General features: G+C 29.3%; 13 protein-coding genes. 2 read left to right on the top strand and 11 right to left on the bottom strand.

Annotated features, from left to right (window positions below; genetic code table 11):
* Positions 1 to 4: 4 nt before the first annotated feature.
* On the bottom strand, positions 5 to 121 hold the full coding sequence (locus tag ELQ10_RS03280; RefSeq protein WP_011812694.1) for a hypothetical protein: 117 nt from the start codon (positions 119 to 121) through the stop codon (positions 5 to 7).
* Between the two features lie 192 nt (positions 122 to 313).
* Here ELQ10_RS03280 and ELQ10_RS03275 point away from each other — a divergent pair, with 192 nt between their 5' ends.
* Positions 314 to 1,513: a putative transporter gene (locus tag ELQ10_RS03275; protein ID WP_002866340.1), complete on the top strand. Its 1,200-nt coding sequence runs from the start codon at positions 314 to 316 to the stop codon at positions 1,511 to 1,513.
* Positions 1,514 to 1,611: 98 nt separating this feature from the next.
* The gene (locus ELQ10_RS03270) at positions 1,612 to 2,970 is read left to right on the top strand and encodes a hemolysin family protein (RefSeq protein ID WP_002860995.1); all 1,359 of its coding nucleotides are present in this window, start codon (positions 1,612 to 1,614) and stop codon (positions 2,968 to 2,970) included.
* Between the two features lie 12 nt (positions 2,971 to 2,982).
* Here the strand turns inward: ELQ10_RS03270 and ELQ10_RS03265 are convergent, their stop codons facing one another.
* The 10 genes from ELQ10_RS03265 to tig all read right to left on the bottom strand — a co-directional run bounded on the left by ELQ10_RS03265 (position 2,983) and on the right by tig (position 11,764).
* Positions 2,983 to 4,167, bottom strand: coding sequence for a metallophosphoesterase (locus ELQ10_RS03265; RefSeq protein WP_134250189.1), 1,185 nt, complete (start codon positions 4,165 to 4,167; stop codon positions 2,983 to 2,985).
* Between the two features lie 9 nt (positions 4,168 to 4,176).
* Positions 4,177 to 4,386 carry an alkylphosphonate utilization protein gene (locus ELQ10_RS03260; RefSeq protein ID WP_002857271.1) on the bottom strand — a complete coding sequence of 70 codons (210 nt, stop codon included), beginning with the start codon at positions 4,384 to 4,386 and terminating at the stop codon, positions 4,177 to 4,179.
* A complete protein-coding gene (locus ELQ10_RS03255; RefSeq protein WP_002851673.1) occupies positions 4,379 to 5,098 on the bottom strand; it encodes a TerC family protein in 720 nt (239 codons plus the stop codon). The genes ELQ10_RS03260 and ELQ10_RS03255 overlap by 8 nt, the downstream gene beginning before the upstream one ends.
* Positions 5,099 to 5,169: 71 nt before the next feature.
* Complete coding sequence (gene purN / locus ELQ10_RS03250; protein ID WP_134250188.1) at positions 5,170 to 5,736, bottom strand: phosphoribosylglycinamide formyltransferase; 567 nt, start codon at positions 5,734 to 5,736, stop codon at positions 5,170 to 5,172.
* Positions 5,727 to 7,097 (bottom strand): NAD(P)H-hydrate dehydratase, encoded by a 1,371-nt coding sequence (locus ELQ10_RS03245; protein WP_134250187.1) that lies wholly within the window; start codon positions 7,095 to 7,097, stop codon positions 5,727 to 5,729. The genes purN and ELQ10_RS03245 overlap by 10 nt, the downstream gene beginning before the upstream one ends.
* Positions 7,081 to 7,779 (bottom strand): NYN domain-containing protein, encoded by a 699-nt coding sequence (locus ELQ10_RS03240; protein WP_002826913.1) that lies wholly within the window; start codon positions 7,777 to 7,779, stop codon positions 7,081 to 7,083. Before ELQ10_RS03240 ends, ELQ10_RS03245 begins: the two co-directional genes overlap by 17 nt.
* Before the next feature lies 1 nt (position 7,780).
* A complete protein-coding gene (locus tag ELQ10_RS03235; RefSeq protein ID WP_134250186.1) occupies positions 7,781 to 9,286 on the bottom strand; it encodes a YifB family Mg chelatase-like AAA ATPase in 1,506 nt (501 codons plus the stop codon).
* Positions 9,283 to 9,810 (bottom strand): peptide deformylase, encoded by a 528-nt coding sequence (gene def, locus ELQ10_RS03230; RefSeq protein WP_002851936.1) that lies wholly within the window; start codon positions 9,808 to 9,810, stop codon positions 9,283 to 9,285. The genes ELQ10_RS03235 and def overlap by 4 nt, the downstream gene beginning before the upstream one ends.
* Before the next feature lie 35 nt (positions 9,811 to 9,845).
* Positions 9,846 to 10,430: an ATP-dependent Clp endopeptidase proteolytic subunit ClpP gene (clpP, locus tag ELQ10_RS03225; protein WP_002806309.1), complete on the bottom strand. Its 585-nt coding sequence runs from the start codon at positions 10,428 to 10,430 to the stop codon at positions 9,846 to 9,848.
* Positions 10,430 to 11,764 carry a trigger factor gene (gene tig, locus ELQ10_RS03220; protein WP_134250185.1) on the bottom strand — a complete coding sequence of 445 codons (1,335 nt, stop codon included), beginning with the start codon at positions 11,762 to 11,764 and terminating at the stop codon, positions 10,430 to 10,432. Before tig ends, clpP begins: the two co-directional genes overlap by 1 nt.
* Positions 11,765 to 11,875 lie beyond the last annotated feature (111 nt).

The following is an 11,875-nucleotide window of genomic DNA, read 5'->3' as shown; positions in this document are numbered from 1 at the left end:
TCCTTTATTGAGAATTATACTCGGTTTTATTAAGATCTTTAAAATCGGTATGAGAATGTTCAGAGCAAGCAAAAGCAAAGCCAACGCATAGTAAAAATAAAATTATTTTTTTCATAGACATTAATTCCTTTTTAGATATTTTGATAAGAAATATTAATATTAAAAAGTAAATATGACGTAATCTTTATATTTTTATATTTCTTTAAAGAATAAAGAGGTTTATTTTTGACACATGTGTTGATAAATTTATGATTTTTAATAAACTCTTGATTAAATAAAGTTGATTAAAATTTTTCTTTTAAAAGGTGGTAGCATGTTTTCTTCATTTTTTGCAAGTAAAAAATGGGCTTTATGGGCTTATTTGGGACTTTTTTTACTGTTATTTTTCTTATATATACAAACAAGCTTAAACGTTGCAATCAATTCATGGTATAGTGATTTTTACAATGTTTTACAAAAGCCAAAAATAGAACTTTTGGATTCTAATTCTACGCAAAAAATAGAAGAAAATCTTGAAAATAATACCACTTTAATCCAAGAGGCTAATCAAAGAGCTGAGCAAAATTTCCAAAAAGCTAATTTTATCAATAAAGGCGCATTGTATTATTATCAAAATTTATTAGAATATTTTTTCAACTCTAGGGCTATGATTGAAAAGCCAAATTATTCAGCAAATGATTTTTATGCTTTGATTTTAGTTTTTTTGGCTATTGCTATTCCTTATGTTTTAATCGCTACGATTAATATCTATTTTGCTAGCGTCTATGCTTTTAAGTGGCGTGAGGCTATGACTTTTTCTTATTTAAAATTTTGGAAAAATAAAGATGATAATATAGAAGGAAGTTCGCAAAGAATTCAAGAAGATACTTATAATTTTTCTAAAATCGTAGAGAGTTTAGGACTTAGTTTTATAAAAGCTTTGATGACCCTTGTAGCATTTATTCCGATTTTATGGAGTTTAAGTGATGTTGTGAGTAAAGCTTTATTTGCAAATTTAAGCGAAAATTCTTCTTTTTATTTTTTAAAAAACATTGATGGTTTGCTTGTTTATATTGCACTTTTGATTTCTTTAGGAGGCTTGGTTGTGTCATGGTTTGTAGGTATTAAGCTTCCTGGACTTGAATATAACAATCAAAAAGCTGAAGCAGCTTTTAGAAAAGAGCTTGTTTATGCTGAGGATAATCGCAAAGAATACGCTAAAAATGAGACTATGATAGAGCTTTTTACAGGGCTTAAATTTAACTATAAAAGACTTTTTTTACATTATGGATATTTTAATATTTGGCTCATTTTATTTGAGCAAATGATAGTTATAGTGCCATTTTTAATCATGGCACCAGGGCTTTTTGCCGGAGCTATAGGACTTGGTATTGTAATGCAGATTAACAATGCTTTTGATCAAGTACGAAGCTCTTTTAGTGTTTTTATCACAAACTGGACAACTATCACTCAACTTAGAAGTATATATAAGCGTTTAAAAGAATTTGAGAAAAATATTTCTTATAAGTCTTAGTTTTTTCTTATAAAATACAAGAAAAAATTCAAATATTAAATTTACTTTTAATTGTGTATAATAAGGTTTAATAATATTTTATTTCTTAAGGAGCTTCATTGGACCCCAGTCAGGTTTTGGATTTAAACCAAACTTCTACAGCATCTTTTGATGCAGGATATTCTATACTTATGGTTGTTGTTGCACTTGCTCTAGTGTTTTTAAATGGTTTTTTTGTTTTGTCTGAATTTAGTATTGTTAAAGTACGTCGTTCCAAGCTTGAAGAGATGGTAAAAGAAAAAAAAGCTGGTGCCAAGAAAGCTTTGGAGGTTACTTCAAGACTTGATACTTATCTTAGTGCTTGTCAATTAGGAATCACTTTAAGTTCTCTAGCTCTTGGTTGGATAGGTGAGCCTGCTATTGCAAAAATGCTAGAAATTCCGCTTATTAATCTTGGTTTTAGCACTGTTATTATCCATACTATAGCTTTTATTATTGCTTTTAGCATTATTACTCTTTTACATGTGGTTTTAGGAGAACTTGTGCCAAAAAGTATAGCTATTGCAGTTGCAGATAAAGCGGTTTTATTTATAGCTAGACCTCTTCATTGGTTTTGGATACTCTTTTTGCCTTGTATTAAAATTTTCGATTTTTTAGCAGCTATAAGTTTGAAACTTTTTGGAATAAAACCTGCTAAAGAAAGCGAGCTAACTCATAGCGAAGAAGAAATTAAAATCATAGCAAGTGAGAGTCAAAAAGGTGGAGTTTTAGATGAATTTGAAACAGAGATCATACGCAATGCTGTTGATTTTTCAGATACTGTTGCTAAAGAGATTATGACTCCTAGAAAAGATATGATTTGTCTAAATAAACAAAAAAGTTACGAAGAAAATATGCAAATCATTTGTGAACATAAACATACTCGCTTTCCTTATATTGACGGTTCTAAAGATACTATTTTAGGGATGATACACATACGAGATATAATACAAAATGAATTAAGCCATAAAAGTCAAAATTTAGATACTTTTGTTAAACCTTTGATTTTAGTTCCTGAAAATATCAGTATTTCAAAAGTACTTGTAATGATGAATAAAGAACGCTCTCATACTGCATTAGTAGTTGATGAGTATGGTGGAACTGCTGGAATTTTAACCATGGAAGATATCATGGAAGAAATTATTGGCGAAATTAAAAGCGAGCATGAAGAAGACAGCTATAAAAAACTTGCTGAAAATATCTATGAATTTCAAGGACGATGTGATATAGAAACTGTTGAAGAAATGCTTGTAATAAACTATGATGAGGATTTAGAACAAGTTACTATAGGTGGATATGTATTTAATCTTTTAGGACGCTTGCCTATAGTAGGAGATCGCATTGAAGATGAACTTTGTTACTATGAAGTTAAAAAAATGGATGGGAATTCTATAGAGCGTGTTAAGGTGGTTAAAAAAACAAATAAAGATGAAGAATAAGCCTCTTTAGGCTTATTTCTTTTTGTAAATTTGGTTTTTAATTTCTATACACTCAAAACCTTTTTTATCTAGTGTAACTACGCGTAAATATCCACCATCATCTATTTTACCCTCGCATAAAAATACTCTTTTGGCTATTTTCATAGGAAGTTTTTCTTTATTTCTGTGTCCAAAGATTTGATAAAGATTGTCCGAGGTGAAATTACAAAATTGATTTGCTATTTTTTGACTGTCTTCATATCCACCTACACCATAAATAAAATCATGGCTTGGTATAAAACTTATTTTTTCAGGTTTGGAGGGTATAAAATTTACTCCTCCATGTGAACAAAATATGAATTTATTTTGGAATTTGTAGTATAAACATTCTTTTAGATGAGGATAGAGTTTTCTAGCATCTCTTGGAGTAAGTTTTTCTTTTCTAAAATCCTTTAAAGTATTTTCATTAAATTCTTTGGAATTTGACAATTCTCCATTAGCCCATTTTATAAGATGTCTTTCGTGATTTCCTTCTAATAAGCATACATTTTCTTTTTCGCAAATTTTTAAAAGAAATTTTATTACTTTGCCATTTTCTATACCTCTGTTGATATAATCTCCCAAAAATATATAAAATTCATCTTCTTTGATTGTTTTAATGTATTCTTTTAAAACACTATAACAACCTTGTAAATCTCCTATATGATGAATTTTTTTGTATTTGCTTAAATTTGGCATTTGGTAAAGACATTTTTTCCAGTCGCTCGAGTCTAAAATTGGGTATTTTTTTGGATTTTTTTTGAGTAAATCTTGAGTTTTTTCCAAAAGAGCATAAGGGATGATATATCCATTTTTTTTAGCTTCTAAAAGATTTTTTTCTTGACATTGTTTTAAAGAGCTATCAAAAACAATAACATACATTTTATAGCGATAATGTTTAGCTAAGTCTTTATAAATTTTTAATGTTTCATTGTAAGCGTTTATGATGCAAAACTCACCTTTTTGCATACGCATTTCTAGAAGTTTGAGTAAAATTTTACTCAAATCTTCATCATTTTTAACATTTAAAATTTTATATTCACTGACTATATTTTTAACGCTTCCTGATAAAAGACGCAAAGCATTTAAATCAAGTGCATAATTTTGAAGTTTATTATTTTTGATAAATTCTTCTTGTCCTGCGTAATAATTCCCTCTTAAAACGAGTAAGATTCTCACATTCTTTGCCTAGATTTTCTTTAAAAATTCAGTTTTTAAAACAATAACTCCAAATTTATCTACTCTAGCCTCAATTTCACCTTCTTTAGAAGTGAGCTTAATATTTTTTATAGTAGTTCCACGTTTTAAAGTTGTACTTGCACCTTTAACCTTAAGATCTTTTATCACACTCACGCTATCACCTGCGTTAAGTTCTGTTCCATTAGCGTCTTTAGCCATTTTTTTCCTTTCTTTGATCTAAAATATTTAAAATTTGCACCACTAAAGCAAAAGCCATAGCGGTATAAATATATGCCTTATCAATATGAATATCAAAACTTTCAGCAACTAAAACTACGCCTATTAACACCAAAAAAGCTAAGGCTAAAATTTTAATGCTTGGATATTTTTCAACAAAATCTGCTATAGGTTTAGAAGCAAAAAGCATCACAGCTACTGCGATAATAACAGCGATAATCATGATGGTTACATCTTGAGCAATTCCTACTGCGGTAATCACACTATCAAGCGAAAACACTATGTCAATCACAGCAATTTCAGCTACAACTATCCAAAGTTTATTGCTTGCTTTAAAATGACTTTGACTTTCTTCTTGATGAGAAATTTGCTCTTTAATTTCTTTAATAGACTTTACAATCAAGAAAAGCCCACCTAGTAAAAGAACTAGATCTCTTCCTGAAATTTCATTGCCCAATACACTAAACAAAGGTGTTACAAGTTTCATCACCCAAAAAAGAGACAAAAGAAGTAAAATTCTTGTAATCATTGCAAAAGCTAAACCTAAGATACGTCCTTTATCACGATGTTCAGGGGGTAGTTTACTTACTAAAATAGCTAAAAAAATGATATTATCTATCCCTAGTACAATTTCAAGAGCACTTAAAGTAGCTAAAGTAATCCAAGCATCAATACTAAATATCCATTCAAACATAAATTTCCTTGAAAATTTTAAAATTTTTTAAAGCGATATTTTATAGTTTTAAAGCAAATACCTTTAATTCTTTAAGAAAAAATTTCAATCACACTTAAGGGTAAAATTTCATGTTCTAGGCTATGAATTTTTTCTTCAAATTCTTCAAAACTCAAATTTCTTTTTTCAAAAGCTTTTTGAGCTATAATCATTCCACCATCAAGTTCTTCACTGACCCAATGCACACTCACACCAGCCACTTTCATATCACTTTCATAACTTTCTTTAATCGCATGTGCTCCTTTAAAAAGGGGTAATAAAGAAGGATGAAGGTTAATTGCCTTAATATTTTTTGTAAAAACAGGACTTAAAATTCTCATAAAACCTGCTAATACAGTAAGATTTGCTCCACTTTCTTTGATTTTTTGTACCAAAATTGTATCAAATTCTTCACGAGTATTATAAGCCTTATGATCAACAATGACAGTATCAAGACCAAATTTTTTTGCTCTTTGTATACCAAAAGCATCTTTTTTATTACAAATGCAAAGTACTACTTCATAGGTATTTTCCCCTATGGTTTTTTTATGAAGTTTTTCTAAAATATTTTCTAAATTACTTCCATTTCCACTAAAAAGTACAGCTAATTTTACAAGCATTTTAATCCTTTGATAAGTTTTAAAGCGTCAAAGCTATTTTTATTAAATTTATATTTTTTTGCAACAAGTCCATGAGCTAAAGTAGCATTTTTTACTGCTTCTAAAGCGCTAAAACCAAAACCTAAATGTGCAGCAATCATTCCACTTAAAACATCTCCGCTCCCACCTTTAGCTAAGGCTTGATTTCCTAAATTTACAACAAATAATTTTTCTTTTTGCACAATAATAGGATTTGCTCCTTTTAAAACAAGAACACAATCATAATTTTGTGAAAATTTTCTAGCATAGAAAAAGCGATTTTTTTGCAATGTTTCTATATCTAAATCCTCATCAAAGCACATTTTATAAAGTCTTATAAATTCTTTTGGATGAGGGGTTATAACAACATCTTTTCTGTTTAAATACCAAAGCAAAGCCTCACTTAAAAAACAGTTTGCATCCAAGATCAAAGGAGTGTTTTGCAAAATTTCATCTTTTAGAAAATCCAAATTTTCAAGCCCCATGCCTAAAGCAATAGCACTTGCATTATTTTCAATTTTTTCTTTTAACATCAAAAGAGGCGAGAAACTTTTTTGTGCTACTAAAGAAACAAGACCTGCTCCAAAATTTAAGGCCCCAAGTCCCGCTAAAGTTCCAGCGCTTGCATTGGCAACTATATAAATATGACCAAAATTTCCTTTATTGGCGTTGATTTTTCTATCTATAGTTTTTAAATCTTTTTTTTCAAGCAAAAAAGCTTGAGAATTAGGGTAAAATTTCTTAGAGCTAATGCCTAAATTGGCTATTTTAATCCTTCCTACAAATTCCTTAGCAAAATCTTCAAGTAAAATTTCCTTTAAAGCTCCCATACAAAGTGTAATATCAGCTTTAAAACAAGGATAAAATCCCAAATTTGTAGGTATATCACAAGCTATTTTTAAAGCTTTGCTTTGATTAACTTTTTGAATGATTAAACTTGTTTTTTCATCTAAACAACGATTTGAACCTGTGCCTAAAATACAATCAACAATAATATGAAATTTCTTAAAATCGGGTTCTTTTTGACAAAATTTAAAAGCATAATTTTGTAAAATTTGCTCTTGTTTTTTAAAAAGCGTATTTTCTTTAAAGCCTATTTTATAGACTTTAGCGTGTTTTAAATTTCTTAAAGCCACCAAGCCATCTGAAGCGTTGTTGCCCCCACCTAATAAAAAAAGTATTTTTACTTTTTTAATCTTGCGTTGAATGCGGATTTTTTTAGCTTCTTTTTTAATCAGCTTGGCTAAATTTAATCCCGCATTTTCCATTAAAATAAGCTCATCTAAGCCTTTATTTATAGCATTTTGTTCTAAAATTTTTATATTATCAATAATAGCTTTCATAATCTTTTTTCACCAAAAAATATATATTTTTTTCTCTTTCTTCTTCAAATTTTTTCATTTTAGGTAAAAATTTCTGGATCAAAGCACGAAAATTCTTAAAACCATAATTTTGCGGATGAAAATCCGAGTATTTGCGGTTCATATTAGTGCGGATTTGTGCGTATTCAGCGCGCCCTTTTTCATCGATAAGCTGTTCGGTGATATTGATTAAAGCTCTTAAATAATCTTTACTTAAAATATCTTCTTTTTTACTCTCATCTTTATCTAAATAAAAAAATTCACTAAAGGCATTTACATAGGATTTTATAGACTTTTCAAGCCCCATTCCTATAACTTGTTTTTTATTTTCTCTTAATTTTTGAATGAGTGAAGTATAATCACTATCGCTTGAAACAATAACAAAAATATCTATGTTTTTTTCATAAAATATGGACATGATTTCAGTGATTAAATACATATCGCTTGAGTTTTTGTTGGCTGCAAAATTAAATTGTTGCATAGCGATTAAAGAATATTCAGCAATTTGCTCTCTCCAACCTTGTATATTTTTTTGAGTCCAATCCCCATAAATGCGTTTAATGATAACCTCTCCATAATCTGAAGCGATATCAAAAATACTTTTAGCGTATTTTGCAGGGATATTTTCTGCATCTATAAAGATAGCTATACTTTTATTTTCCATTTTAATTCCTTGCTCTAAAGCTTAAAGCTTCTAAAATATGGGTTTTGTTAATATTAAGACTTTGTTCTAAATCCGCTATACTTCTTGAAACTTTTAAAATTTTATTAAGCGATCGCAAAGAAAGATTATAACGTGAAATTGCTAAATCTAGCGTATCTTTGGCATCTTTTTCTAGTACACAAAAACGACTTAAATCTTCATCTTTTAATTTCCCATTAAATTCTTTTTGCCCTCGTTTTTTACCAAAAATAAAAGCTTGTAAAATTTTTTCACTCATTTCTTTAGAACTTATACTCGTTTTATCATCCTTGCTGATCTCATCCATAGCTACATAAAGATCAATCCTATCCATAATAGGAGCTGAAATGTGATTTTTGTATTTTTTAATCTCATTTTCACTACAAACACAAGAAAGATTTTTAGAAAATAAATTTCCACAAGGACAAGGATTTTGGGCAGCTATAAAGCTAAATTTTGTTTCATAAGTGATTTTAGAATTTACTCTTGAAATATGAATTTTATGATCCTCTAAAGGCTCTCTTAAACTCTCTATGATTTGCTTGTTAAAATGTGGAAATTCATCAAAAAATAATACTCCACCATTTGCAAGTGCGACTTCTCCAATTCTAGCATTTTTTGTTCCTCCACCAAAAATACTTGCTCTTGTAGAAGTATGATGAGGATGACGAAAAGCACGAATTTTAGTAAATTCACAATCTTTTGAATCTAAAGACATATAAGCATTTTGTATTAAAATTTCACTTAAACTTTGAGGAGGCATGATATAAACAAGGCGTTTAGCACACATACTTTTACCACTTCCTGGACTTCCTTCAAGTAAGATATTATGCATACCTAAAGCAGCTATCATACAAGCTCTTTTAGCTTTTTCCTGCCCTTTGATATCTTTAAAATCAAGTTTAAAATCCATATTTTGTAAAAAAATTTCATTTTCTATTTGTAAAGGACTTGCGAATAAAGGATGATTGTGAGAAAAACGAAAATTTTCATAATTTTTTTCTTTAAAAAACTCTATTGCTTCATTTAAATTTTCAAGTCCATAAACCTCTAAATTTGGTATCATGGAAGCTTTTTGTGCTATACTTTTTGGAACAACGATTTTAGCTTTTTTAATTTTAGCAGAAAGAAACAAAAGCAAAGAAAAAAGCTCATTTGTGCTTTTAATACTTCCATCAAGTCCTAATTCTCCTACTACAAAAAAGTCATCTAATTCTTCATTTTGCAAAAGGATTAATAAAGCGATAGCCAAATCAAAATGCGATCCCTTTTTTGGGATGCCTGAAGGACTAAGATTGATAGTAATTTTTTTAGCAGGAAAAGCAAAATCACAACTTAAAAGCGTGGCTTTGATGCGTTCGACACTTTCCTTAATCGCTACACTTGCAAGTCCTACTATGCTTAAATTTGGCAAACCTCTTGTAAAAGTGGATTCTACCTCTATAATGTCTAAGCCTTCATGAAAGCTTATGCACTTTAGTTTTTTCATTTCTCTTTTTTATGATTTTTCTTCTTTTTCTTAAATTCTTTATCGAATTTTTGACGCTTAGCAAAAGAAATTTTTTCTATAAATAAATGTCCATTCAAATGATCATTTTCGTGTTGAATAGCCACAGCTAAAAAACCTTTTGCTTCAAGTTCTTTAAATTCTCCAAAGCGATCTTGATATTTAAGCAAGATATGATTATAGCGTTTCACTTCTTCAAAAAAATCTGGCACACTCAAACACCCTTCGGTACAAGTGATCATTTCTTCATCTAAAGGAATAATTTCAGGATTGATAATCTCTAGCAAATCTTCTTTTTTTTGTTCATCATTTTCATCAAAAATATTTACAAGTAAAACACGCAAAGGAATATCCACTTGAATAGCTGCTAAACCTACTCCATTACTTGCTATCATAGTTTCATACATATCATCAAGCAAGGTGTGAAGTTCTGTATCAAATTTATTTACAATTTCAGAGTTTAAAAAAAGTCTAGGATTAGGATAAGTGATAATTTTTCTAACCATTAAAAAACCTTTGTTTTAAATGATCTCCAAAGAAATCATTTAAAACTTTTTTCCAAAACCTTATCAATCAGCCCATATTCTTTAGCTTCTTGTGCTGACATGAAAAAATCTCTTTCTGTATCTTTTGCTATTTTTGCAACTTTTTGCTTAGTATTTTTTGCCAAAATATCATTAAGTATAGTTTTAAGTCTTAAAATTTCTTTGGCTTGAATTTCAATATCTGTGGCTTGACCTCTAGCTCCACCTAAAGGTTGATGAATCATAATGCGTGAATTAGGCAAAGCAAAGCGTTTTCCTTCTGCGCCACAACTAAGCAAAAATGCTCCCATCGAAGCAGCTTGTCCTATACAAATCGTACAAACATCAGGTTTGATATAGTTCATAGTATCATAAATACTAAAACCACTTGTAATTACACCACCTGGAGAATTGATATAAAGATAAATATCTTTTGTAGGATCTTCAGCTTCTAAAAAAAGAAGTTGTGCTACGATAGAAGCGGCAAGTTCATCATGAATTTCACCACTTAACATAATAATTCTATCTTTTAAAAGACGTGAATAAATATCATAACTTCTTTCACCACGACTAGATTTTTCAATAACATAAGGAATAAACATTATTTATCTTCTTTCTCTTTTTTACTCGCTTTTTCCGATTTTTCTGTTTTTGGCATAAAAATATCATTAAAAAGTTTTTCTTCAATCAAAGCCATTTTCACAGCAGGTAAAGCTCCTTGTTTTTTATAGTTTTCTAAATGCTCTTTTGGATTCATACCATAGCGATATGCTTCAAAATAAATCGCTTGAATCAATTCTTGATCATTTACTTCAATCTTACGCAATTTTGCAAGCTCATCAATGATAAAAGTAAGTTTTACACTTTTTTGCGCTTCTTCTTTAAAAGAATCACGTTTTTCTTGGTATTTTTCTTTACTTGCTTTAAGCTCTTCAATTTCTTTTTCGCTAAAAGTATTAAAAGCCGCACGCATTTGCATATCAGTTTCTTGTTCTACTATGCCTTTAGGTAAATCAAAATTATATTTTTCAATCAAAGCATCTGCAAATTTGCCTTTTAATTCATCATTTACAAGTTTGAAAAGTTTTTCATTTTTGATTTGCTCTTTTAATTTTTCATCTAAAACTTCAACACTAGCTTTTTCTTCTCCTGGTAAAAGTTTTTTAAGCATTTCATCATCAAGTTCTGGAATTTTAAGCTCTTGAATCTCATGTAGTTTTACTTTAAATACTGCATCTTTACCCGCTAAATGCGCCGCACCGTATTCTTTAGGGAAAGTTACTTTGATATCTTTTTCTTCACCTATTTTCATTCCCACCATACCATCTTCAAAACCTGGGATAAATTGCTTAGAACCAATTTCTAAAACATAATTTTCAGCTTTACCACCTTCAAAAGCTTTATCATCCACAAAACCTTCAAAATCAAATTTTGCAAAATCACCTTCTTTTAAAGCTCTTTTTGTTTTTATAGCTTCAGGAGTAGCAAAACGCTTTAAAAGTTCATCTTTTTTCTCATCAATTTCTTTTTTATTTACTTTTGGAGTTTGATATTCAGGGATAAGTTTTTCATAACCATCAAGTTTAATTTCAGGTTTAAAAGAAAGTATTAACTCAGCAATAATTTCTCCATCTTTACGATCAAATTTTTCAAAATATGGCTCACCTACAAGCTCTTTACTTTCTTTTTTAAGTTCTTGTAAAGCACTATTTACAGCGGATTTAAAAAGATTTTGTTCTGCATCTTGAGTGAGTTCTCTTTCATATCTTTTAAGTACAGCACTTACAGGAACTTTTCCTGGTCTAAAACCGTCCATTTTTACACTTTTAGAAGCTTTTTTTGCTAAATTTTCTACTTCACTTTTGATCATTCCTGAAGGAATTTTTACACTAGCAGTCGCATTAACAGAATCTAGTTGCTTTGCCTTTACTTCCATAGTTTTTTTCCTTATAAAATAAAATTTGCTTTCAATGATAGCAAATTTTTCCTTATTGCTTGCATAAAATTTTAAAGTAATTTATGATAAAATTGCAATATTACATTATTA

It is taken from the genome of Campylobacter sp. US42a, assembly GCF_004379055.1.
Taxonomy (GTDB): Bacteria; Campylobacterota; Campylobacteria; order Campylobacterales; family Campylobacteraceae; genus Campylobacter_D; species Campylobacter_D jejuni.
The sequence above is the reverse complement of the archived record's forward strand: the minus strand, read 5'-3'. Positions and strand labels throughout refer to the sequence as shown.